General features: G+C 36.5%; 24 protein-coding genes. 6 read left to right on the top strand and 18 right to left on the bottom strand.

Annotation, left to right across the window (positions count from 1 at the left end; translation table 11 throughout):
- Positions 1-278 precede the first annotated feature (278 nt).
- Complete coding sequence (locus AC6CHV_RS05265) at positions 279-884, bottom strand: dienelactone hydrolase family protein (protein WP_498078275.1); 606 nt, start codon at positions 882-884, stop codon at positions 279-281.
- 170 nt (positions 885-1054) lie between these two features.
- On the opposite strand from AC6CHV_RS05265, the gene AC6CHV_RS05260 reads away from it, so the two are divergent.
- Both AC6CHV_RS05260 and AC6CHV_RS05255 read left to right on the top strand, forming a co-directional pair.
- Positions 1055-1543: a hypothetical protein gene (locus AC6CHV_RS05260; protein WP_440273604.1), complete on the top strand. Its 489-nt coding sequence runs from the start codon at positions 1055-1057 to the stop codon at positions 1541-1543.
- Between the two features lie 69 nt (positions 1544-1612).
- Positions 1613-2620, top strand: coding sequence for a DUF3231 family protein (locus tag AC6CHV_RS05255; RefSeq protein WP_341330456.1), 1008 nt, complete (start codon positions 1613-1615; stop codon positions 2618-2620).
- A gap of 30 nt (positions 2621-2650) precedes the next feature.
- On the opposite strand, the gene AC6CHV_RS05250 is transcribed toward AC6CHV_RS05255, so the two are convergent.
- From AC6CHV_RS05250 to AC6CHV_RS05235, 4 genes are all read right to left on the bottom strand, one after another.
- A complete protein-coding gene (locus AC6CHV_RS05250; RefSeq protein ID WP_341330455.1) occupies positions 2651-3499 on the bottom strand; it encodes a MurR/RpiR family transcriptional regulator in 849 nt (282 codons plus the stop codon).
- A 1-nt stretch (position 3500) separates the two neighbouring features.
- Positions 3501-4889 carry a glutamate-1-semialdehyde 2,1-aminomutase gene (locus AC6CHV_RS05245; protein WP_498078274.1) on the bottom strand — a complete coding sequence of 463 codons (1389 nt, stop codon included), beginning with the start codon at positions 4887-4889 and terminating at the stop codon, positions 3501-3503.
- A 169-nt stretch (positions 4890-5058) separates the two neighbouring features.
- Complete coding sequence (locus tag AC6CHV_RS05240; RefSeq protein WP_498078273.1) at positions 5059-7065, bottom strand: TRAP transporter fused permease subunit; 2007 nt, start codon at positions 7063-7065, stop codon at positions 5059-5061.
- A 258-nt stretch (positions 7066-7323) separates the two neighbouring features.
- Positions 7324-8331, bottom strand: coding sequence for a TAXI family TRAP transporter solute-binding subunit (locus tag AC6CHV_RS05235; protein WP_498078272.1), 1008 nt, complete (start codon positions 8329-8331; stop codon positions 7324-7326).
- Positions 8332-8710: 379 nt separating this feature from the next.
- Here AC6CHV_RS05235 and AC6CHV_RS05230 point away from each other — a divergent pair, with 379 nt between their 5' ends.
- Complete coding sequence (locus AC6CHV_RS05230) at positions 8711-9139, top strand: DUF4064 domain-containing protein (protein ID WP_498078271.1); 429 nt, start codon at positions 8711-8713, stop codon at positions 9137-9139.
- 82 nt (positions 9140-9221) lie between these two features.
- Here the strand turns inward: AC6CHV_RS05230 and AC6CHV_RS05225 are convergent, their stop codons facing one another.
- From AC6CHV_RS05225 to AC6CHV_RS05205, 5 genes are all read right to left on the bottom strand, one after another.
- Positions 9222-10193, bottom strand: coding sequence for a pectinesterase family protein (locus AC6CHV_RS05225; RefSeq protein ID WP_498078270.1), 972 nt, complete (start codon positions 10191-10193; stop codon positions 9222-9224).
- 34 nt (positions 10194-10227) lie between these two features.
- A complete protein-coding gene (locus AC6CHV_RS05220) occupies positions 10228-11739 on the bottom strand; it encodes an extracellular solute-binding protein (RefSeq protein ID WP_498078269.1) in 1512 nt (503 codons plus the stop codon).
- A 205-nt stretch (positions 11740-11944) separates the two neighbouring features.
- A complete protein-coding gene (locus AC6CHV_RS05215; RefSeq protein ID WP_498078268.1) occupies positions 11945-13123 on the bottom strand; it encodes a PatB family C-S lyase in 1179 nt (392 codons plus the stop codon).
- Between the two features lie 37 nt (positions 13124-13160).
- Positions 13161-13742 carry a peptide deformylase gene (gene def, locus AC6CHV_RS05210; protein ID WP_341330448.1) on the bottom strand — a complete coding sequence of 194 codons (582 nt, stop codon included), beginning with the start codon at positions 13740-13742 and terminating at the stop codon, positions 13161-13163.
- Between the two features lie 150 nt (positions 13743-13892).
- Positions 13893-14564 carry an SGNH/GDSL hydrolase family protein gene (locus AC6CHV_RS05205; RefSeq protein ID WP_341330447.1) on the bottom strand — a complete coding sequence of 224 codons (672 nt, stop codon included), beginning with the start codon at positions 14562-14564 and terminating at the stop codon, positions 13893-13895.
- A gap of 168 nt (positions 14565-14732) precedes the next feature.
- On the opposite strand from AC6CHV_RS05205, the gene AC6CHV_RS05200 reads away from it, so the two are divergent.
- Positions 14733-15293 carry a DUF1836 domain-containing protein gene (locus AC6CHV_RS05200; protein WP_341330446.1) on the top strand — a complete coding sequence of 187 codons (561 nt, stop codon included), beginning with the start codon at positions 14733-14735 and terminating at the stop codon, positions 15291-15293.
- An 18-nt stretch (positions 15294-15311) separates the two neighbouring features.
- Here the strand turns inward: AC6CHV_RS05200 and AC6CHV_RS05195 are convergent, their stop codons facing one another.
- From AC6CHV_RS05195 to AC6CHV_RS05170, 6 genes are all read right to left on the bottom strand, one after another.
- Positions 15312-16370 (bottom strand): redoxin domain-containing protein, encoded by a 1059-nt coding sequence (locus AC6CHV_RS05195; protein ID WP_498078267.1) that lies wholly within the window; start codon positions 16368-16370, stop codon positions 15312-15314.
- Positions 16371-16493: 123 nt separating this feature from the next.
- Positions 16494-19631 (bottom strand): MMPL family transporter, encoded by a 3138-nt coding sequence (locus tag AC6CHV_RS05190; protein ID WP_498078266.1) that lies wholly within the window; start codon positions 19629-19631, stop codon positions 16494-16496.
- A 2-nt stretch (positions 19632-19633) separates the two neighbouring features.
- Complete coding sequence (locus tag AC6CHV_RS05185; protein ID WP_341330443.1) at positions 19634-20095, bottom strand: MarR family winged helix-turn-helix transcriptional regulator; 462 nt, start codon at positions 20093-20095, stop codon at positions 19634-19636.
- Positions 20096-20242: 147 nt separating this feature from the next.
- Positions 20243-20983, bottom strand: coding sequence for a YfjL-like protein (locus tag AC6CHV_RS05180; RefSeq protein ID WP_341330441.1), 741 nt, complete (start codon positions 20981-20983; stop codon positions 20243-20245).
- Positions 20980-21561, bottom strand: coding sequence for a hypothetical protein (locus AC6CHV_RS05175; RefSeq protein ID WP_498078265.1), 582 nt, complete (start codon positions 21559-21561; stop codon positions 20980-20982). Before AC6CHV_RS05175 ends, AC6CHV_RS05180 begins: the two co-directional genes overlap by 4 nt.
- Entirely contained in the window at positions 21554-22045 is a 492-nt protein-coding gene (locus tag AC6CHV_RS05170) for an RNA polymerase sigma factor (RefSeq protein WP_341330439.1), read from the bottom strand. Before AC6CHV_RS05170 ends, AC6CHV_RS05175 begins: the two co-directional genes overlap by 8 nt.
- Before the next feature lie 244 nt (positions 22046-22289).
- On the opposite strand from AC6CHV_RS05170, the gene AC6CHV_RS05165 reads away from it, so the two are divergent.
- Positions 22290-23306, top strand: coding sequence for a DUF1646 family protein (locus AC6CHV_RS05165; RefSeq protein WP_498078264.1), 1017 nt, complete (start codon positions 22290-22292; stop codon positions 23304-23306).
- A gap of 345 nt (positions 23307-23651) precedes the next feature.
- Positions 23652-23831, top strand: a complete 180-nt coding sequence (locus AC6CHV_RS05160) for a hypothetical protein (RefSeq protein ID WP_498078263.1) — start codon at positions 23652-23654, stop codon at positions 23829-23831.
- 200 nt (positions 23832-24031) lie between these two features.
- Here AC6CHV_RS05160 and AC6CHV_RS05155 read toward each other — a convergent pair whose 3' ends face one another.
- Together AC6CHV_RS05155 and AC6CHV_RS05150 are read right to left on the bottom strand one after the other, a co-directional pair.
- Positions 24032-24448, bottom strand: a complete 417-nt coding sequence (locus AC6CHV_RS05155) for a DUF1284 domain-containing protein (RefSeq protein ID WP_498078262.1) — start codon at positions 24446-24448, stop codon at positions 24032-24034.
- Positions 24449-24577: 129 nt separating this feature from the next.
- Positions 24578-25525, bottom strand: a complete 948-nt coding sequence (locus AC6CHV_RS05150) for a calcium/sodium antiporter (RefSeq protein ID WP_498078261.1) — start codon at positions 25523-25525, stop codon at positions 24578-24580.
- Positions 25526-25590: the final 65 nt, after the last annotated feature.

Below are 25590 nucleotides of genomic sequence, written 5' to 3'. Positions count from 1 at the left end.
TTATAGAAGTAAGAACCGGCTGTTTAAAGTTAAAAGAGACATTTTTATATATAATCCTCCATAAATGGTATTTTATTCTTGTAGGAATATTTTGTATGGAATACGGAGTTAGGGGCGAGATAGTTTGGCGAAAGTGTGTTGCTATAGGCAATACAATAAATAAGATTTTAAACGCAAATAACCCAAGATTGGTGTCTTCGCAACACAATCTTGGGTCTTAGATCTGTTATTACGCAATTACATACATGAACACGCAATCAAAAAGAAACTACCCAATCTTAGATTTGTTTCTTATACCACTTTGCTGCTGCAGCAACCTCTGTGCCAGTCAGCATATGTCCATTATTTTCCCAATGTACCTCAACGTCTGCGTTTGCTTTCTGTAAAAGGTCTTGTAGGTCAATGGTTTCCTGTGCTGGACAAATTGGGTCATTTTTACCTGCTGTTATGAAGACAGGTGTACCAGTAAGGTCGGGTAACTCTATTCCTCTTCTTGGTACCATTGGATGGTGCAAAATGGCCCGTTTTAAGGCATTTTTGTAATGGAACAGTAGGCTTCCAGCAATATTTGCTCCATTTGAATACCCTATTGCAACAATATTATTTCGATCGAATGAGTAAGTTGATGTAGCCTCGTCGAGGAACTCATTTAATTCTTTCGTACGGAAAATTAGGTCTTCCATATCAAAAACCCCTTCGGCTAAGCGACGGAAAAAACGTGGCATGCCATTTTCAGATACATTTCCTCGTACACTTAATACGGATGCATCTTCATCAATATGTGGTGCTAATGGCAATAAATCTGACTCCGTTCCTCCTGTACCATGTAATAGCAGAAGTGTTGGTTTTGTTTTATCTTTACCTTCTCGGAAAATATGCTTCATCGTATTCCTCCTAAACAAAATGCTTGTTCTAGTATCTCCTAACGAGAACTTAATAATAGAAAAATTATCTTTAATTCAAGATAATATACTAGAATCTATTTGTCAAACCGCAAGCATATAACAAGGACAAGTCTCATATCTTTTTATATACGTTACTAGGGAGGGACGATATGAGTCAAAAAATCATTCTACCATTCATCATACTTACATTATTAATAGGATGCTCCTCACCTTCTAGAGATGCTTCAGACCTATATAGTACCCTTGATCAAAATCTTTCAAAAAAGGATCAGGATATTTTAGAAAGTCTTCAAAGTCATGTTCAAAAATTTACTCAACTTAATAAGGAATTAAATATGCTTTTAGAAGAAATGAAAAAAGAGGATGAATTAGAGGCAGCAGTTGAAACCATGCAAATTGCGAATGAGGAAGCGATGTACATTTTTAATCTAATTGAGCTTGATGATAAACCGAGTAATAAAAGTTTGTACGAGTTAAGAGTTCGCATTCAAGCGTCGATTGAACGATATATGGAAGGCATGAATACTCTGCTTCAGGGGATCATAAATGGGGATTCAAACAAAACAGACGAGGGTTATGATCAGATCAAATCCATTAACAAAGAGTTTGATCAATTATTATCCTATATGGAAGGTTGAATTGTCAAAGAATAGAAATTTTCATTTAACCAATACTACCCATATATGAAGTATTGGGGAGGGTGCCTCATGGAGAAACATAATATTCGTTTATCCAGTGCTGAAATCAGTGGATTATGGACGACTTTAATACAGGCCAGTATGACGATTTGTTTGATTAAATATTTCCTACACCACTTAAAAGATGAAGAAATTAAACCGCTATTAAATGAATCTTTTCAAATATATAGTGGGCAAATGAAAGAGATAAAGCAAATATTTTCGGATGAGAACATACCATTACCTGATATATTTTCGGATGAGGATATTAATTTGTCAGCACCACCACTGTTTTATGATCCTTTTTCTTTAACCTTTGTTTATTCTATGAGTCGAATGAATATGATCAATTTTAGCTTTATAACTTCAAGTGTGGCTAGAGAGGATATTCGATTATTATTTTCTAAATGCTTATCAGATGCTACAACACAATATAATAAAGCGACTGAGTTAATGCTTAATAAAGGATTGTATGACCGACCGCCTATGGTTGTCTATCCTACTGAAAACGAATATATTGAAAAGAAAAGTTACTTAACAAGATTAATCGGTGATAAAAGGCCATTAAATGTCTTGGAAATCACGGATATGTTTTTTAATATCGAACGAAATTATTTTGCGATTGTTCTTTGCATGGGATTCCTGCAGGTAGTAAAGGATAAAGAAATCTTTGACTTTATTAGTGAAGGAAAACAAATATCAGAAAAACAAGTTACTTTTATTAATGACCTTCTAAAACAGGAAAATCTAATGGGAACAACGTCCATTCCAATGGAGGTAACAGGTTCTACGGTTTCACCATTTTCTGATAAACTCATTGTTACACTCTTTCATGCTCTAAATAGTATCGATATTACTCTGCTTGGACATGCCCAAGGATTATCCATGAGGGCAGATTTGGTTGCATTTTACTCAAAAACCATTGGTGAGATTTTCCTTTACGCTGCTAAAGGATTTGGTATTCTTGTTAATCGTAAGTGGATTCAAGAGCCGCCAGCTACGATTGATCGGCTTAAATTACAAAAACATTCAAAGTAAACGACGTGCCCATTCGCACGTCGTTTCGGCTTACCCATAAAAAATTTGAAACCTTTCCCACACTTCCTCTATATCGGTAAGATGTTTTTCAATTTCTTTCCGCTTCTTTCGACCTACTGCTGTTAATAAAGCATTAAGTAAACTTAACGGAGCAACAAATGAATCAATATACGATGGCATCTCACTTGGTGAACAAAGAACAATGTTTGCATATGGAATCAACGGAGAAAGACTCGTATCTGTTATCGCAATTACATTTGCGCCGCGGTCTTTGGCAAACGAAACCGCATCAATCGTATTTTTTGTATATCTTGCGAAACTCAGTCCGATTACAATATCCTCTTCATTGATTCGAAATAACTTTTCAGAAATTCCATTCGGGTTCCTTATTAATTCGGTGTTTTCGAATAATAAATCTAAATAAAACTCCAAAAAAGATCCTAGAGATACTGCACTACGATTTGCGACTATAAAGATTCGTTTTGCATTAATAATAGCCTCGACTGCTTGATGGAATGCCTTTATATCAAATTGGTCTGCCATCTTTTGAATCCGTTTAATTTCGGCCTGAAACATTTCATAAACAGCTTTATCCTCTGAATCATAAATATCCTCAGTAATCTTTAAACGTTCAACGGTGGTAAGCTGTCTTTTTACAGAATCCTGCATGGCTTTTTGCCATTCGGGATACCCACTATATCCTAGAAATGTGGAAAAACGGACAACAGTTGCCTCACTGACACCCGCCATTTTAGCTAGCTGTCCAACAGTAAAAAATGGAACAGATTCCGTATTTCCTAATACGTATTTTGCAATTTTACGTTGTGATTTACTCATTTCAGGTAATTTATTCGTTATATTTTGATACACCTCTTGCATCTTATGAACCGATTCCTTTCACAATTTTAATCGCCTTTTCATGCATTCTAACAGTTTCTTCAATGTCTTTATCTGTATGGACAATAGACATTGAATATCGATTTAATGGTTTTGTATAAATCCCCATCTTTAATAATTCATAATCGACTTTTTCACGGAGTTTCATATCCGCTTTTAACAAGTCACGATAATTTCTAATAGGATGATTTGTATGGACAATATTAAAAATGCTTCCCATCCCAACAGTTTGCATTTCAATCCCATATGAATGATAAAGTTTTTCGAGGCTTGAACGAAGGTTCTTCGTTTTTTGTAATAATCCTGGGTACACATTATCTCCCTCAAGAACTTTAATCGTCGCTAATCCCGCTGCTAATACAATTGGATGACCATTATAGGTCCCACTATGAAATAGCACATGATCTTTCTTTATAGCCTTTCCACCTGCAGATAATATATCTCCGCCTTTTGTAGGGTCCATTATCTCCATGATTTCTTGTTGTCCACCTACTGCTCCAACTGGAAAGCCACCTCCTAAAACCTTTCCCAAAGCTGTAAGGTCTGGCTTTATTCCAAAAATAGATTGTGCACCTCCAAGCGTTAGGCGAAAACCGGTTTTAACTTCATCAAAGATTAAAACGATCCCAAGTTTCTGGGTTAGCTCCCTAAGCCCAACCATAAAACCCTCTTCAGCTGGGATAAATCCACCTTGAACAGGTTCAATAATTACAGCTGCAATTTTATCCTTGTATTTTCTCAATATTTGCTCCGTTGCTTTTAAATCGTTAAAAGGTAGAATTATTGTATTTTCGACGTGATGTGATGATATCCCTTTCGATTCTGGTACAGAGTTCGGCCTGTTTTCATCACCCGCTTCATCAATGGTGGGATTCACACTTACCAAAACCTCATTATAGCCTCCATGATAATGTCCTTCAAATTTTGCTATGGTTACTTTTCCTGTATAAGCTTGTGCCAATCGAATCGTTAATAATGTAGCCTCTAATCCAGAGTTTGTATAGCGGACCATTTCAATACCGGGAAAATACTCAATTAATTTATTTGCCATTTCAACTTCTAATCTGTGTGGAGCACCAAAAACTGCTGTTCCTGCTGTGGTCAATTGATTATTTACAGCAGCCGTAACCTCTGGGTGACCGTGGCCAAGTAGAAGTGCTCCATAGCAAAGTAAATAATCGATATATTCATTTCCATCGACATCAACCAATCGACTTCCAATTGCTTTTTCCATAAAGATGGGATGAGGTGGAAAATATTTTATGTTTGCTGAAACTCCTCCAGGAATTACAGATTTTGCATTCGTAAATAATTTTGCAGACCCGATAACTTTTTCAGAAATATCACCTTTGTTAGATTGAATCAATGTCAATCGAAAAGCCCCCTCTAATGAAATTAATATTTCATATTTAAAAATAAAGAAATATTAATTTCATTATAAAGTGAGACAAGCTTTGAAGTAAATAGGTTATTCAGAGTAAACTCAATTTCTCTAAACATAGCAGAAAAAAACCACCCTTTTAGAAAAGGGTGGTAATAAATTAGTTAAAATACATCGTTGGTGCTTGAATATTTTCTTTAGGTCGGCGAGATTGAATAAATAGAATTGCCAATAATGCAATTACACCTGCAGCTCCAAAATAAATACTCGGTGACACAAGACTTAAGCCTGCAGCGAATAGAATAATTCTCTCCCATACAAATGCCCTGCGTATAAAAAATCCGATCATTGCTGTACTAATGCCAATCATACCAATGATTGCCGTTATGACAGAAATGACCAAGAATGGAACCTTGACGTCAATTAATAGCATTTGCGGATTGATGACAAAGATAAATGGAATAATATAGGCAGCTGTCGCAAGCTTTGTTGCTGTTACTCCCGTTGTAAATGGATTTGCCCTCGCTAAGCCAGCCCCTGCATAGGCGGCTAAGCAAACAGGAGGAGTAATGTCTGCTACGATTCCAAAATAGAAGACAAACATATGAGCTGCGAGTACTGGTACATCTAATCCAAGGATTAATGCGGGAGCAGCCATTGTAGCTGTAACAACATAGTTTGCTGTTGTTGGCAAACCCATTCCAAGGATTAAGCAAGCAATCATGGTAAAGAACAAAGTAAGGATTAAGCTTCCTCCACCCAATGCAATAATACCATCAGCAATACGTCCACCAAGACCTGTTTGAACAACTACTCCAACAATAATCCCCGCAGACGCACAGGCTGCGATAACCGGCAAAGCAACTCTTGCACCTTCCTCAAGTGTTTTAATGACACTTTTTAACGACATTCTTGTATCTTTACGAACAAGACTCACTAAAAATGAGACAAGAATCGCAAGCAATGCAGCACGCATTGGCGTCTTTCCTGTCAGTAATGTATAGAAAATAACGATAAGAGGAAGCAATAGGTAACCACGTTCAAGCATTAACTTCTTCGCTTTAGGTAATGTCTCCTTTGGAACCCCCACAATCCCAATCTTTTTAGATTCGAAGTGAACACCAAAAAATACGCCAAGAAAATAAAGGGCTGCCGGGATAATTGCAACCAACATGATTTGGCTATATGGGATATTTGTATAGGAAGCCATGATAAATGCGGCTGCCCCCATGATTGGTGGCATAATTTGACCACCAGTTGATGCAGAGGCTTCCGCTGCTGCAGCAAACTCTGGTTTATAACCTGCTTTTTTCATCATTGGAATCGTAAACGAACCGGAACCAACTGTATTTGCTACAGAACTGCCCGAAACCATCCCCTGCATGGCACTTGCTACGACTGCTGCTTTTGCTTGACCACCCGTAAACCGACCAGTGATCGCAAATGCAATATCATTAAAAAATTGTCCAACACCAGTTCGAATTAACATGACACCAAATAATAAAAATAGAAAGATAAATGTCGAGGAAACTTGGATTGGCGTACTATAGATTCCTTTTGTCGTTAAATATAAATCAGTAACCAATGTATTCCAAGAAAAACCTCGGTGAGCAAATAGTTTCGTAGGAATCAAGTTACCATACAATGCATAAAGAATGGCCACACTCGATACGATTACAATCGGAAGGCCAACACATCTTCTGGCCGCTTCAAGGACAAGTAATACTCCTAATGTTCCAACAATATAATCTGGGGTTGTATATCCGAATACAATTCGCTCTGAAACCAATTCCTCATAGAAAATAACATTATAATAGCCAACACCTAATGAAATAATGGCTAGGATCACATCGTACCAAGGAATTCCTTTTTGTTTACGATGAAGTCCCTTTTTAATTGGATAAAGAAGAAAGATTAATCCCAATGCTGTCCCTAGATGTATAGGACCCTGAATTCGAGCTTCAAAAGCACCGCGATACCCTGTATAAAGATGAAATAGCGTCAGGCCAACAGCCAAAACGAGTACAATCCATTTCCATTTTCCAAGATTCCTTCGATAGGTACTTTCCCGATCGTATTTTTCTAGGATCTCTTCTGCAGACACACTTTCTTTATTTTGAGTAGGCTCGTTCGAATCCCTCATCTCCTTTTTCTTCCACCAATTCATTCTTACCACCACCTGTAAATCTATTTTATTTGAAGAGTAGGACTTGTTAAAAAAAGGGCTAGAACACATAGTGTTAAGCCCTTCTTCTAATCAAATTCGCCTTGGCGTATTTGCGCCCGATTTTAGGCCCACACAATGTGGGTCTTAAAGACGTTGCCACATGATGTGGCGTTCTTAGTCTTTGATCTTACTGCTCAAAATTGCATTTGTCCCCCACTTATAGAAGTAGGGGACTTCCGCTGAATAAAGATAAAGCTATTAATCTAGTATTCCAACTTCTTTATAGTACTTTTCTGCACCAGGATGAATTGGTAAATCTCCTAATCCACTAAGTGCGTTTTCTTTTGTCATGTGGGCTGCTTGAGCATGTGTATTTTCACTTACGTTTTCCAGCATGACTTTTGCAAGTTGGTAAGCTAATTCATCATCCACTGTGTCTGTATTTGCAACAAGAACAGCGTATGCGGATACAACATTCGCATCCTCTTTTAACCATTCGTAAGAACCTGCTTTAATTGTATAGCCAGTGTATCCACTTGTTTCTTCTACCGTTTTTAATTCATCACCAGTTACCTCTAAGAACTTCACATCTCCAACTGAAGCTTGAAGCTCATCGATACCTGCATCTGGTAATCCAAGTAATCCGAATGAAGCATCAATTGTACCGTCTTGAAGTTTCGATTTTGCATCACCGAATCCTTCTTGGTAGGCATCATAATCGCCATCGTTGATTCCATAAGCTGCTAAAACCGCTTTTGTTGCAGTTTGTGTTCCACTTCCAGGAGGTCCAATCGCAATTCTTTTTCCTTTTAAATCTGCAATTGTCTCAACACCAGTGCTTTCACGTGTAATGATTTGAAGAACTTCAGGGTAAATATGCCCAATAAATGCGAAGTTTTCAACCTTCTTACCTTCGAAATCACCAGTCCCATTAAGTGCATTGTAGGCAGGTAGATTAACCGTCATTCCAAGGTCAAACTCACCATTTGAAATTTTGGCTAGGTTCTCAACAGAAGCGCCTGATTCTGTTGATGTCACGTTCACGTTATCAATATTCTTGTTCCATACATTCGCCATTTCGGCACCAAGTGGAAAATAGGTCCCTCCTTGGCTACCTGTACCCATTAGAAGATCGACTGTTCCGGATTCAGCGCTGCTTCCTCCTTCATCATCCTTGTCGTCACCATTCGTGTTATCACTGCTACACGCAGCAATGAGTAAAACCAATGCTAGCAGCAAAGTTAGAAATGAGTACTTTTTCAGCATTTGCATTCCCCCTAGTTATATATTTATTATGTAGACCCCCAGAACGAGGTTTACTACCAAACTACTATTTTGTCTTAAATTGGTATATTTACCAATTGCAAACCTATAAATCTAGGTTAACATAAATCGTCTCCCGTTTGCAAAATTTTTTTAATATTTCTTTAATATAATCGTAATAATACTTATTAAATATATATCCCTTATTTTTATATGCGTAAATCGAATGAAAAAATTATTTTCACCATTTTGAAACCTTTTTTCTTCTTTTTCGTAAATAAACTAATTCCACTTTTGGAGAGGATTAGGAAGAAAATCAGATTGTATACTATATACTGTATAGTACAATCAAAATGAAACTTTTTTTAAGGGGGAACTATGTATGAAACGTACTGGTGAATTTGTTTTAACCATTATTGGAGCTTGTTTCTTTGTATTTTTAACTTTATTTGGAATTATGTTTGTAGGTCTTGGTGACAATAATGAGTTCACACAAGAAATGGAGAGTATTGCCGCAGAAGATCCAGCTCTTGAAGGAGTTGATATGGGAATCATTACAGATATGGTCACATCCGGAGGCTGGTATTTCATTATCGTAAGTATTTTAGCCATCATACTCGGAATTGTATCTTTATTTCTTCTTAAAGGGAATAAGCATCCAAAAGCAGCAGGGATTCTGTTAATTGTGGTTGCTGTACTTTCAACACTTGCAACATTCCTAATCTCCATTATTGCGAGTATTCTATACCTTATTGCAGGAATCCTTTGCTTAGTACGCAAAGAAAAGGAAACACTTAACCCTGAATTTTAAGTCTAAAATGCGTATTAACTAAATTAAAAAGGGGCTGTCCAAAAGGTCATGAAAATTGACTTCCGGACGGCCCCTTCATTTGTTATTTACTTACTAGTTCGCTAATTTCCCAACCTTTTAAAACATTTTGTATCGACCAATCTTTTACTGTTTCCTCAAATAATTGTCTTCTTTTCACATGATTAACTGCACCAGGACCGAAGTTTTTATATTCATATAATCGGGCATCTTCAGGTTCTAAGCGCCCGTTCATTGAAGTCCATCCTTCGATGATAATATGTTCACCTAGTTCACATTCCTTTATTAGAACACTACCAATGGCATCCGGGTTCCCGCCAGCTGGCCAAGGCCTTCCTAAATAAACAGTCTTTGGTAGTGCATCGCTTGTAAATTTGCTATTCATAATCAAAATCCCAAATGGTTCTGAAATTAATGTACTAGCTGCGGTTACATACCCATTATCAATCTTTGATCCCCTATCAAGAGAATGGATTCGACATTGATTAAATACAGCCTGAGCTGCACCAAAAATAAAATCGACATCCCCTTCAATATAACAGTTGTAAAAGTACATCGTTCCTTTGTGAACGTATAGGGTATCTTGTTTTCCTAGAAATCTCACATTATTGAAATATACATGTTGGCCTGATGTAAATACAGCAACAGCTTGTCTACCATTAATCTTTACAGGATCAATTTCAAAAGAATCATCATATGAATTTTCCAAAGTAATGTTTTCTACACGGGTGTCATCGGCGAGGAGGTACACTGATGCGCTACCACTTGTACCGATTTTTTCTCCGTTTTCCTTTACTTTCCCGGCAAAATTATCATAGGTAATAATGGTGTTTAACGAACTCTCTCCAACAAGTGAAATTAACCTCCTGTTTTCTGAAATCGTTACTACTTCTTTGTAGGTGCCATTTTTGATATAAATAATTACCGGAAATAGATTATTCTCTGGAACAGAGTTAATGGCTTCTTGAACAGTCTTAAAGTCACCAGTTCCGTCCTGTGATACTACAATTTTATTAGTTTCAACGTTATTTACCAATTTAGTTTCCACCCCTTCAAAATGGGTATTTAAACTATTTTTTAATATTTTGATAGGCTTCATTATATTCCTTGATGATCGCGTCTCCGCCTGACTTTTTCCAATCCTCTATAGCAGCCTTAAAGCCATTTAAGTCAATATCTCCAAGAATATACTTATAAGTTGCATCATTTATTTTTTGGTTCAGCATTTCACCTTTTTCAATATAGGTTGCAGAATCCAGGGCAGCTGTTGGATCCATGATTAAATATTGATCATTATCAACCGTTAGTTTTTCTGCTTTTTCTTTAATATCTAGCGTATAAATACTATCGTATCTTCCATTAGTTGTAGGTTCTCCAATCTCGATAGACTGGTATGGTTTTACATCACGTGTTGACAGATCAGTATCTAGACCCAGTGCTTTTCCGTCTTGTAATTCATAATGTTCTCCCTCGATACCCCAGAAAACTAGGTTAGAGCCTTCAGGGCTCATTAGATAGTCAAAGAATTTAAGAATCTCTTTTAATTCTTCTTCTGTTTCTACAGATGATTTTGGGAATAATACAACATTTCCATATCCAGGTAATGCCCAGATACCATACTCTCCATCTGGCCCAGTGATTACATTCGTGATATTAAATGTTGCGTCAGGATTAAGTTCAGTAGTATCAGCGTGAATACTGCTTATATCACCCATCGGTCCAATTACAATACCCGCAGTACCGTTTTTCACCAATGCCCTGTGGTCGTCTTTACTTGTAACAGGAAAATCGCTGTTCATATAACCTTTATTTCGTAAATCTTTCATATAGTCCATTGTTTGGATATATTCATCGAACATAAATTCAGGAAGAAGTTCCCCGTCTTTAACTCCCCAGTTATTTGGAGTACCGTGCCAAGATGAGATAATTTTAAAAGCTCCCCAATATAAATCAGCGAAATCGGAAAGTCCAATTGTGTCATCCTTACCATTCCCATCTGGATCACCTTCAGTAAAGGCACGTGCCATTTCGTATACATCTTCAATGGTTTCAGGTGTTGAAAGACCTAGGTTATCTGCCCAATCTTTTCTATAGATAATACCTGAACGAGCAGCCGGTCTCCCTTGATAAAGCGCATAAATTTTACCATCGACTGCTGTATTTGCTAGTGTTTGTTCATAAAGTTTGCTCAGGTTTTCGTATTCATCTAAATATGGTCCAATCTCCCAGAACTGTCCATCACGTATGGCTTGTTTAAATTTAATGAATGATGCCTGGTTTTTCAAAAATGTTGCTTCTGGAAGTGTTTCTGTTGCAAAAGCAGTATTAAGCTTTTCTTCATAGTTTGAATCCGGTGTCCAGCTGAAGGTTAAATCAAAGCCAGACTTTTCTTCTAGTAGTTTTTCAATCTTGTCTGAAGGTACCTCCGGAGTATGCAGGTTGGCCATCATTGCGATGTTTTTTAAATCCTCTGAATCAGCTGAGGATTCTTTACTTGAACTTGAACACCCTGAAAAGATAATTGCAACTACTAAAAGCAAACAAGTAATCATGTAAAACTTTTTTACAGCTTTTTTCTTCATTTTTTTCCACTCCTTTTCTAAAATTTTTTTGGGGAACGCTTTTAAATATATATAAAACGCTTTATTCTTTTAATAATCATTATGTAACACGTATACATTCAATAGAAAAATCACCAGGTAAATCCAACAATATCTAAGAAGATGATTATTATTCGAATATTAAAAAAGTGGAAAAAGAATAGATCTTTTTCCACTTAGAATCTCTTTATTTAATTTTCTGTTTAACCGCTTGGCTAAATCGTTTCAATCCTTCTTCTAATAAAGCTCTTGGGCAAGCTATGTTGATTCTGGTGAAGCCTTCTCCTTCTTTTCCAAAAATATAGCCTTCGTCAAATGCGACTTTCCCTTGTTTTTGAATGACATGCTCTAGTTCCTTGGCTTCTAGGCCAAGCTGTCGACAATCCAGCCACACGAGATACGTTGCTTCGGGTTCAATAACTTTTACCTCTGGAACATGGGTCTGAATATATTCCTTAAGGAAATTTAGATTTTCTTGTAAGTAGTCCATGAGTTGATCAAGCCATTCGTCACCTTCTTCATAGGCAGCAATAAGGGCGGTTACTCCAAATGTATTGGTCATACTAATGAATGCGTCTTCGACTGCTTTCGTAAATTTCTCTCGGTACTCTTTGTTCGGAATGATGATATTTGATGTTTTTAATCCCGCGAGATTAAAAGTCTTACTTGGTGCCGTACATGTAATAGAATTCTCAGCAAATTCATCAGAAATCGCAGCAAATGGTGTATGCACATTCCCTTTATAAACGAGGTCAAAATGAATTTCATCTGAAACCACAAGGATATTGTGTTTCAAACAAATTTCACCTAGCTTTGACAATTCATCTTTTGTCCACACACGACCGACCGGATTATGTGGATTTGAAAGTATAATCATTTTTACACTTGGATCAATTTTTTTCTCAAGGTCATCAAAATCCATGGTATAACGACCATTTTCAAATTGTAGAGGATTATAGGCGATTTCCCTTCCATTCTTTTCAATTACGCTCATGAACGGATAATAAACAGGTGGCTGTATCAAGATTTTATCGCCAGGGTTAGTAAAGTTTTGAACAATAATATGTAATGCCGGGACTACGCCAGAGCAAAAAGTAATCCAATCCTTTTCAATCGTCCAATTGTGACGTCGTTTCATCCATCCAACTGTTGCATCATAATAGGCATCTGGTCTTGTTGTATAACCATAAATCCCATGCTCAGCTCGTTTTATTAAAGCATCGATGACCGGCTTTGGTGATTTAAAGTCCATATCTGCTACCCACATCGGAAGCATTTCTTTATCCCCAAATAGGTTCTCTACCTCATCCCACTTTATTGAATTCGTCTGCAACCGATTAATTGATTCATCAAAATTATATTTCACGCCTATCCCTCCAAAATTCTTTGGAATTACCAATGGTTTAATAGAGGCTCTTAATTTCTACATTGTCTGGAAGCTTAAATGGATTCTCTTTGCTGATATGATCATAAAACATGATTCCGTTGAGATGGTCAATTTCATGTTGAAACACGATAGATGCATATCCTTTAAGACGAAGAACAAACTCCTGTCCGTCGATATCATATGCTTTCACCTTAATCTTTTCATACCTAGGAACATAACCTTCTACTGGGCGATCGACTGATAGGCACCCTTCTCCCTCTGGCAAATAAGTCATGGAAACCGAATGACTTACGATTTTCGGATTCACTACGTGGTATTCATACAATTTGTCATCAAAGTCAGTAAAATAGGCAACAAACATTCGCTTATTGAGACCAACTTGGTTGGCTGATAAGCCAACTCCAGGGCGTAAACCGTACTTTTTCGCAAGTGCTGGGTCCTGGCTGTTTTTCAAATAATTCATCATGCTTATTAGTGATTCCTTGTCCTCTTCTGCAAGCGGCACAGGAACTTCCTTTGTTTTCTCAGCTAAAATCGGATGTCCCTCACGAACAATATCCTTCATCGTAAGTATGTAATCAGATTTAAAATAGTTCATTTGTTTTCATCTACCTTTACTCATTTTCATGTTTTTATCTTAACTTTACTATTTGCTTATGTCCATTGATATACAGTTTTTCACATTCCTCTTGTTGTATTCCATTTTGAATAGAAAAATGCCACCTATTATACAAGTGGCATACTCCTTTTATTTCGTTTTCACTAGAGAAGAGAAAATGGTACTACTCATTGTTTTATACCCTTCACCTGTTAAATGAATCCCATCATCACTAATAAAATCTTTTAAGTTACCAGATTGCTTCAAAGCTGTACGAACATCTATTTTTAAGACATTTAATTGCTCTGCTAAACTATTCAAGCTTCGATTATAGAGACCGTGCCAATGCTCGATGCCTCCTTGAAGACTAATCCAATGACTGATTGAGCTCCCATACGTTTGAGCAAGTAGCTTGTAATAACGAACAGGGTCAAGTGGTGGTAAGTTCATCAAAATTGGAGTACTATTCGTTTCTTGGATTCGAAGAATTAATTTTTTCAGATTTTCCATATATCGTTCAATTGGAACAATTGGCTGATGCTCATCTTCAGGATTCTTAGCCACTTCGTCCCATTTGAAATTGCAATCATTGCCACCAATATTTATGATTACGTAATCAGGGTGTTCGGCCACCACATCTTTTTCAACTCGGGACAAAAGTAAATCTGAGTTATCATTAAAAACACCTTTATTTATAATAGTGAAGTGATCAGAAGCAAATTGCTGTAAAAATGCTGGATAATTTTCTTTCAAGATTCGCATGCGACCTTTCACAAAAGAAACACCTCTGGTTAAACTATCACCAAAACATACAATTTTCATATTTATCACCGCTCATCTAATTTTAATTTATTAAGGATACTATTTCACGTAGTTTCTAATACTACTTATAATCATATACACATCCCACCACGTAGTCAACATTTACTTTCTAATGGTTATAGAGTAAACTAGATAACAAATAATATCGTTATAAATGAGGTCGTTACCATGAATATAGATATTGATAAAAATATCTTTTTAGAGGATATTCCACAAATTGATTTATACATGGACCAGGTCATCCAACTTTTTGAAAATACGTTTAACACCACAAAAAGAAATGAGGATGAAAAGGTCCTCACGAAAACCATGATCAACAATTACGCAAAAGGTAAATTGCTTATTCCGATTAAAAACAAAAAATATTCAAGAGAGCATTTAATTTTACTAAGTTTGATTTACCAACTAAAAGGTGGGCTATCAATCAATGATATCAAGTCAACGCTTGATGGTGTAAATCACAAAATCATGAATGATGAAGGGTTCGAGTTAGAAGAATTTTATAAGAGCTATCTTGCTCTTTATAAAAAAAATGCAACTGAATTCAAAGAAGATGTGGATACAAAAATGAAAGATGTTTCAGAGGAAATCGGTTCTTCCGAGGATGAACAGCTGAAAAAGGTGCTTTTAATTCTATCTTTTATTACAGCAAGCCAATTTTATCGTCGTGCGGCAGAAGGCTTGGTGGACGAACTCATTCAAAATCAGGGCGAAAAAAAAGAAAAGTGAACATCTCACTTTTCTTTTTTAATTCACACTTTTGATTAACTCTGTCATCATTTCCTTATCCATCGGCCCGACAATTTTTTTCCGGATGATACCTCTGGAATCAATTAAATAACTTGTCGGAATGGCGTAAGCTTGATAGATTTGTCCAATATGACCTTCCTCATCAAGTAAGACTGGAAAGGTGAGCTCATATTCATCCACAAATTTCGCAACATCTGAGCTCTTTTTTTCTGCAGTTGTCAGATTTACAGATAACAGAGCGGCATTTGATTCTTTATTTTCCACATGAAATTCTTGCATATGAGGCATTTCCGCTTTACATGGCGGACACCAACTTGCCCAGAAGTTTAAAATAACTTTCTTCCCTCTAAATTCAGAAAGCTTCATTTCCTTTCCACTTGTTGTTTTCAAGGTAAAATCAGGTGCTGACTGTCCTTCCGAAATTCCAACCTCGACTTCTGTTGCTTTTATATTCTCTTGCGGGTTAGCGAAAGAAAAATTGCTATTGACCGTCCACACTATAAGTCCTGTTAAACCTACGATTAACGCTGCTTTTTTCATATCATGAAACACTTCCTTTTTTTGTTGTCCTTTATTATAGAGTGTCAACAATAAAAGAAAGAATGCACCCATAGATTTTATAAAATGAAAAACGCTGTCATCACTAAGTAAAAATAGCGCTAGTAAATCATATATCATAGAGGTTGTGAAGACGACAATAAGCATTGAGCGAATGAGGTGCACTGTTGTTACGGTCCTCTTTTTTATATGATATAGAAAATAGACTATTATAATAACAACTGTAATCGCTAATCCTTTGGTTCCTCCAGTAAAATAGAGTAAAGACATCGGACTTTTTATGACGAGTCCAGGTTCTAAAAGGAATAAACTTCCCTTCCACGCTAAAAAGCCAATGAAAATGCCGTTAGTAAGTAGATTGATAATACTTTTTGTATTGTCAGTTGTTGTTGTTTTTACTAACCTAACCCGTGCAACGATAAGGCCTGCGATTATGCCAACTCCAAGGATGATCCATTTTGTCATGATGGCTAGAGAGCCAATTTGTATGAAATGCATCTTGTACCTCCACTGGGTCTAATACAATCATTGTACCATGCAGAAGAAATGTAGTTTTAGTTAGTGATAGTAAATTTCATTCTAAAAAACGAGGCCCATAAAACAGGGAGCCTCGTTTTTTGATTAATTGGTTGGTCGTTTGAATGGCCACCAGTTGGCGATTCCAAAGTTCTTGACCATTACTGGAATAAATAATGGCAGAATCACAAATGCGTAGAGCATGAGTCCAATGAGTGTGATCGATGCAATCTGAAGCAAGGATAACATTCCAGACGGCATCATGGCTGCAAATGTACCTCCAAGGATGATAGCAGCGGAAATAATAACAGTTCCCATCTTCTTCATGGAAAGAAGCATTGCTTCTGCAACTGGGATGTCACGGTATTCGTTGAAGCGATCCATTAGGAAAATACTATAGTCTACGCCGAGTGCGACTAAGATAACAAATCCAAAGAATGGCACCGCCCAGCTGATTCCAGAATATCCGAGAATATCGACGAAAATCACTTCATTAATGGCCATTGATGTGTAATAGGTTAATATTAATGAACCTATTAGATAGAGTGGCATGATTAACGAACGGAACAAGAATATTAAGATGATCGCAATACCAATAAACATTAACACGATTGTACGTGAGTAATCTTGGTCAGACATTTTACTTAGATCCGTATTGGTACTTGTGATACCTCCAAGTGCGACATCTGCATTTTCAAGCTTAGTATCTTTTGTTGCTCTTGCAACAGCTGCTTCAATTTCCTCTATTTGTGACATTGCTTCGTTGGAATAAGGGTTCGCTTCAAAGATGACATCCAATGTCATAACTTTGCGATCTTTTGACATGTATACATTAAGGACTTGTGCGAAATCTTCACTCTCTAGTACTTCTTCTGGCATATAAAAAGCATTTAATTCTTCAGAGTTTGAAAGATTTGATAAATATTCTTGAGCTGATCCTAATCCATCTGAAACCTGTTCTAGACCATCAGCACTTTGAGTCAGTCCATCCGTTAATTGTGTTAATTGACCACCTAAACTTCCAAATCCATCAAGGAGCTGCTGTTGGCCATCATTAATGCCTGTTAAGCCATTTGTGATTTGTGGCATACCACGAACGATTTGACCTTGGCCATTTGCGGCTTGAACAAGCCCAGATTTTAGTTCTCCTAGTCCTGCAATTAACTGCTCAAGACCAGCTGGAAGTGCTGCTTGTTCTTTAAGCAATTGTTCAAATCCTGCATTAGCTTGAGTCATTCCGGTATTTACCTCAGAAAGATGACCGTTTAGTTCTTGAATCCCCGCTGACAATTGTGGGATTCCTTGTAAGGATTGCTTCATTCCATTATACACATCATCGCCAGCGATACTTTGGCCACTCTCTGCATGAATATAGGAGCCTTCTAAATAAGCAAATCCACCTTCATTTAGTTGGTTCACACCAATGGTTAATTGTTGGAGCGCATTTGCTATTTCAGAGTAGCCAGTTTGCAATCCTGCAATTCCACTTTGGGCATCTTTATAACCGACTAATAGTTTCGTATTATAATAGTTTAATAATTCTTCTGATCCAGCCTTTGCTTTGTCAACTTCAGCAATCATCGTATCGATTCCAGCTGTACCGCTACGGATACCCGACTCAATCTTTGAAAGGTTTGTTTGAATCTCTGTTAGGCCGGATTTTACCTGATTAGTTCCAGTAATTAATTCACCGATTCCATCTGTAGCGGTTTTAAGCTCTGGCTCTGATTTTGCAAGTTCACTACCAGCCTCTTCAAGCCCATCTTTAATTTGAGTTAATCCGTCTTTTCCTTCACCAAGACCTTCCTCAAGCGTTTTTGCTTGGTTTGCAACGAATAAATCCTCAATTGGTTCACCAGTTGGTCTTGTGACAGAGCGAACAGCGTCAACAAGGTCCACTGTTTCCACTTCGCGGCTGATTTTTTCGGCTAATTCGATATACTCTGTGGAGTCCATTGCCTCATCATTTTTCAATACGATTTGAGTTGGCATGGATTCACCGGGTCTGAAGCTATCCGAAATCGCATTGAATGCTTTAATCGAGTTTACATCTCCACTTAATTCTTCTAAAGAGTTATAAGATAGCTCTCCATCATACACAACTAAGAATGGAACAATGATAGCAGCAACAATTAATAGAGATAAGAGTGGTCGCTTTAATGAAAATCTTCCAGCAACTGCCCAGATTTTACTATCTCCATGTTCTAAATTCTGCTTAGAAGGCCAGAATAATTTTTTCCCTAAAACGGCCATAAAGAATGGTACGACCGTGAATAATGCACCTAGTAAAATTGCAACACCTACCGCTACAGCCACAGCCGATTGGTATAAAATGAACTGAGAAAAACCTATTGCAGCAAAGCCGATCATGACGGCAACGCCACTGAAAAATACTGTTCTACCCGCATTCTTATACGTTGCAACGATTGCTTCTGTTAAGCTTTCTCGATGTGATAGTTCTTCTTTAAATCGACTTAAAAGCAAAATACAGTAATCTGTTCCTATTCCAAACAAAATAGCGACTAGGAAAATCTGTGTATAAGTTGAAATTGGAAAATCAAATTTATCAACCAGCATCGCAACGATCGATTGTGACGCAAGATAAGTAAAACCAACTGTCACCAGTGGAATAATCGGTGCTACGAGGGATCTAAAGACAAGTAAAAGAACGACAAGAATAAAGACAACTGTAATACCTTCAGTCTTTTTCAACCCTTCTTGTGAACTAGTCACGAGATCTTCACTAATGAGCCATTCACTTGTATAATAATGGTCAACCTTTACATCTTTAATGGCTTGATACAAAGCATCACTGAGCTCTTTTGGCTCCCGGTCATTCCAGCTAACTGTTACAGAAGCAAGTATTGCTTTTCCGTCCTCTGAAACAAGCTGTTCCTTTAGTGTTTCCTCATTAAAATGAGTAAGTATTTCAGTAATACCGATTTCATCCTTCTTTTCTTCAAGAAGTCGGATGGCTTTTTCAGCTTCTTTGATTTCGTCATCAGTTAACTTCTTTTTATCATGAAACACAAGTGCCACCTGTGTTTCATCTCCGCCACCCTCTTGGGTCTGTGCATCATTTAATATTTGACCTGCAATGGAGGATGAGTACTCATCAGGTACAGTTATCTGGCCTTTTTCACGCACAAGATCTCCCATATTTGGAGCTGCTAGAAATAGTCCAGCTACGATCACAACCCATGCTATTAGGACAAACCATTTCCGTTTAATGATAAAATTCATACTTATTCCACCACCTTGTTCTGTTTTATCTTTTGAAGGATTCCATTAAGCTTTTCATACGTTTTTAAAAATTGAACAATCTCTTCTTCAGAGAATTCACCAATAATAGACTCTACAAGTTTATTAACTCGCTCCTCTGTCTTTAAAAACAGCTTTTCCCCTCTATCTGACAATGTTAGATAGACAAGTCTTCGATCATTTTCATCACGTGATCTATCAATTAACCCTTTTTCAAAAAGGCGATTTATGATGGCAGTAATTGCGCTTTTTTTCACTTCAAAAACCTCAGCAAGTTCAGTTGAAGTACACGAACCTACTTTATTTATGTAGCGAAGTGTATAATGCTGTTCATTGGTTAGTTCGGTTCCAAGTTGTTCCTTCACAAGCGAATCTGCAATGGTGTTCACTGAAAATGATACATCTACATATAAATCAACCAATTCCTTAATGTTTGTTTTAGCCATATTTCACTATCACCTCACAAAATAAGATTCATACACTTTAAATAGTTAAACACTTTAACTATTAACATGATTAACTATAATTCCGACTATCCTAAAAGTCAATAAAAAACATCCCTCTAAAAAGAGAGATGTCAGTTATTCTTTCCACTATTCAAACACTTCAATATTCTGTACGTTAATTTCTGTATCTTTTTCAAATGAAACAGAATATTTTACATAGCCCGTATCATCTTTTACATATTCAGCATTTGGATTATCAATAATGTTCCCATTAATTGTGACCGATTCATAGGTATACTCATTTTCGTTTAACATCTTTTGAATGACTTCAGCCTCATTAAATACATCTTCTACCGTTGAATTGGTTGAATCCAGAACAATATGCAAACTTATTGGACGTTCAAGCTCCATGTCCTTGTTCCAATTGGTATTTGAATTGTACTTTCCTTTCAAGACCTCTAAGGAAACTCCAATACCTTTCACTGCAGGTACTGATTGCATTAGCAAATCTGTTATTTCACTTTGGGCTTCTCCACTTAATTTTTCCATTAAAGGTTCGTCAAGATTTTCTATATAAATGGTATCTAAGTTTACATATGGCTTCAAAAATCCTCTAACAGTAAATTCATACGTTTTTGGTTCATTTCCATTTGGACTGGCATTGCCGATTTCAATTACTTTAAAATCATATGTTGAAAACTTAAAATTATAAAACACTTCTTCCATACGGAAATCGCGTTCTGGGTAGGTTTCTTCCAAATAATGTTCCAGAACTTTTGTTGAATAAAATTTACTTACTGGATTCCCATTAAAAGCATTATAGATGAAAAGGACGAACACAACGAGTACTCCGATAATCACACCATAAATAACTTTTCGCTTTTTCATTGATCCTCACCGTTCCTTATTTTTAAATAGAAAAAACCAATCAAGCTACCAATGAATGCAAATAAACAATGAATCAGTGTAACTAAGGTAGAACCCATTACGGATTGATACAAGAATCTGCCTAAAGAAACTGTAGTATCTATTTGACCATTCATATAATCAGCTATATTGCCTCCAATTGACCAAATAAAAATTGGTATAAAAGAGACATAAAAAACAATTTTTATATCTTTATAAAACAAGTAAGTGAGTAATCCTAATACCGCGTACCATAAAATAAAACCAAAACTTTCATTAAGTAGGGATGTCTGAATAGCTAAATAAAATGATAGCCCAACAAAAATGAGTTGATAAAACGCAAGCCTTCTTTTGATGGTAGTAATCATTTTATCGTGCTGGACAGGTGAATCAATCTCTTCTTTATCAAGCGGTATTGTTGATTGAGTTACCAGTTTCTGAAGTTCTTCACTTTCTTGTATTTGCCCTTCTAGCCATGTTGTTGTTTCTGTACTTAGAAGGCCCTCATTGTATAATGGAAGCAAATCTTCAATAATGGCTTGTGTAAGATGCTTATCCATGGTATCCCTCCATTTCCTTTTGAAGCTTTAGTTTTGCTCGATGAAACGTGACTCTTGCAAAGTTCTCACTTTTTCCAAGCAGGCTGCCAATCTCTTTAAACGACAATTCACCGTAGATTCTTAGTGTTACAACCTCTTTTGACAATTCATCTAGTTGATTCAGATATTCGATCAGATTTTGTTTGGCTTCATTCTTAAGTACTTCTTGCTCTGGTGTAATTGATTCTCCTGTTTCCTTTTTAAGCATTTCGTTAAGCTGATTTTTATATTTTTTTGACCGATAATGCTTTAATAACCGATTTCTTGCAATAGAGAATAACCACGTTTGGATACTCGATTGCTGTGAAAAGGAATGCATGCTTTTAATGGCTTCATAAAATACCTCTTGTGTTAAATCCTCCGCAATCTCTTTGCTAGAGGTTTTTATAAAGAAAAAAGCATATATTCGTGGTTGTATTTCTTTATATAGCTCCTCTAGCTCCATTTTCCTCTCCCCACTATTTTATTTTTGTTTGTTCAATGTATTAGTACCTTAAGGTTCGATTTCGTTACAGTCGATTTTTAAATTTTTTTGTTTCTCCAAAAGCTTAATCTAGTGTTTATATTCTGTAAATCAAATACATTGATAAAACAAGATAAAAAATTGTTTAGCAAGTTTGTCCGAATTTTGCATATGAATATAATACTTGCTTCTAGGCGCATCAAAAAGAAAAGTTGAGGTAATGTGAATGATTATCGGACTCTTAGTAATTCTAATCTTTGTGCTATTTTTACCATTTTCGGTCAGGGTTGTTGAGAAAAATCTGGAGTTATTCCTGTTTGTTATGGGGCTTCTTGCTGCGGTTGTAGGTGGTGTATTTAGCAGTCAGCTATTTATACGGGCAGCTGTTGATCCCATTAAGATCACGTTAGCTGTTTTTATAGCTGGGTTGCTATTCAAATGGTTTCATACACCATTGCAAAAATCCATTGTTGGACTGAGTCGGAGAATCCCATTCCGCTTATTTATTGGATTAGTCGTCATTATCCTAGGGCTTATTTCAAGTATCATAACTGCCATCATCGCAGCACTTGTACTTGTTTTGGTTGCTTCTTCACTTAGACTAGAACGTGCATCTATGATTCGCTTTGTCATAATTGCCTGTTTTTCAATTGGCATGGGGGCAGCATTAACACCCATAGGGGAGCCCTTATCAACAATCGCAATCAGTAAGCTTAATGAAGAGTTTTTCTTTTTAATAAGCTTAATCGGTCCTCAAATTTTTGCAGCACTTCTTCTATTTGGGTTATTGGCCACTCTTGTAGTGGAACCACCAAATCGTAAAAAAGGAATGGTTGAAAAGGAATCAAATCTTGAAACGTATGAAGAAATTCTTGTACGAGCGTTAAAGATCTATTTTTTCGTCATGGGGTTAACCTTACTAGGTGCAGGCTTCGAGCCAATGATCAATCGTTATTTCATAGGGCTTGACCCGTTACTTCTTTACTGGCTAAATATGATTTCAGCTATTCTTGATAATGCCACTTTAGCAGCGGCCGAAATCAGTCCAGCAATGGACCATTTTACGATTCAATCGATACTCTTAGGATTATTAATTAGTGGCGGAATGCTTATTCCTGGTAATATCCCTAATATTATCGCAGCAGGGAAATTAGAAATTACTAGTAAAGAGTGGGCAAAGTTCGGAGTGCCAATGGGGCTTTGCGTTATGATGGGATATTTCATCATTATTTACTTAATGTAAAAAATGCCTAGTCGTATAACAGATTCTGTTTTCGAGTACAAATGGTTAAATAACACATTAAATAGCAGTCGAATTCGTATATGACTTTGACTGCTTCCTTTTGTTGATATAATGGGATAATTAGCTTGTTTATAAGTAAATTAGTAACCTAATTCGCACCTCTTTCAGTAAAGCGACAGAAGTTTGTGTTTCTTTGCTAATCCATTTGATAAAAAGGCACTAATTTTCTTATTTATTATATTGGGTTGTTGGATATTTCTGTTAAAATAAAAGGAGATGTTATTTAACTAAGGGTGTAGTAGAGTTAAAGTACGGATTTAATTTTCTACCAATGTGGGTGGTTGAATGAAACCCAACAAAATAAATGTCTTAGGCTGGTTAATTATTATATTTTTGGGTATAAGTGAGTTCTTTTTTAAAGAGGAATTATCTATAATTACAACAGGATTAGGTGGACTTATTTGTTTAATTATTGGTTCAACGTTAGCTTTCTATAAAGTTAAAAAAGGAAATGCCAAACAGTAAAAACTATATGTTCTTCTAGGTTTGTGAATAAGTGTACTTAAACTAACAGGTACTTTCGTTAAATAAGAATAAATACACAAAAAACACCGAAATTAATACGGTGTTTTTTTGTATGAGATTTAACTTGCAATTTCCCCTTTTATTTTTAGTTCTGTACTTCAATACAGAACCCGTTACTAGTAGTAGGCATTTTTTTTGCTTTATTTCACTTCACGTAGTCCTTTACCTTCAATCATTTCCTGTACCCCTTCTTCACAGACGCCATAGGAGCGCCATGAGCAAGATTCACACACTGTTTGAATGTCTGCAGGAATGACATGCTTTTTGATTCTATTTTCAATGTCTTCCCATCTTAAAATTTGTCCGACTCGAAGTCCCATTCTTTCTAAAATCATAGCATCCCTTTCGAAAATGGACGCATTTTGGCAATGGTATTCACCCGTATTCGGGTACTTCTCGCATAGATGATCTGGTCCTTTAACAATCTGAATAAGTGTCCTCGGATTGTTTCTAAGGGTCTGGTGAACAATCGTCATATTTTCCACGTACTCTCTGGAATAACCCATTCCCCTATAACCTAAAAGGCAAAAAAGATGGTGACCTCGGAGTTTGTACATCAACTTTCCCCCTGTTTTGAAATAAAATATAAATCTGCTTTGTTAACTATTGTATTACTTTAGTTTACATATTTTTCATCTAATAATCTATATATTTGAAATAAAAAACACCGCATTACACGGTGAAATTTAACCTCTTAATATGATAAATACCATATAGGCAATGTAAGCGACTGTAAGGATACCTCCTTCAGATTTGGCAATCTTGAATTCTGTTCGAGAGAATACAAATAGTACGATTGTTAAAATAAGCATTACCATGACATCTATGAAAATTTTACCGTCGACCGGTAATGGTGAAATAACTGAAGAAGCTCCAAGTACAAAGAAGATGTTAAAGATATTGCTTCCAACGATATTTCCTAATGCTATTTCACTTTGTTTTTTTATGGCTGCAGTAACTGATGTCACAAGCTCTGGCAAGGAAGTTCCAACGGCTACAATAGTTAAGCCAACTAATGTTTCACTCATTCCAAATGAGTAGGCAATTTTTATGCTGTTATCTACCACTAAATCTCCACCAAAAATGATTGCTGCTAAGCCACCAAGTGTGAATGCAATATTTTTGCCCCATTTTTTTTCTGTCGTTTCAGCCACTACAGAATTACGATTATTTCGAGCCACCTCAATAATGTAGTACAAAAACACACTAAAAAAGAGGAGGAGGAGGATCCCTTCAGTACGTGAAATAGTATTAACAGTTGCATTTTGTAATGCCAGATCACCCATCAATACAAATAGGGCAATGCTCGCCAAAAATGTAAAGGGAATTTCTTTTCGAATCGTTGCATTCTCAACTTTCAGCGGGTTAATCATGGCTGTTATCCCAACAACGAACGTGATATTAAAGATATTACTTCCGACCACATTTCCAACTGCCACATCGGCATTGCCTTCGATAGCCGCAATAATACTTACCGTTGCTTCTGGTGAACTTGTTCCGAACGCAACAATGGTAAGCCCGACGAGAATCGGAGGAACGTTCATAAGTCCAGCAATTTTTGAGGAACCTTCAACAAAATAGTCTGCACCTTTTATTAATAATGCAAATCCAATTAATAGCAAAAGATAGGTCATGTATTCTCCTCCTTATACCATCCTCACTTACTATATTTTACTTCGAGGCATAAATATTACTCATC

This window comes from Ferdinandcohnia sp. GQ5, from assembly GCF_059759275.1.
This window is presented reverse-complemented; position numbering and strand designations above follow the sequence as displayed.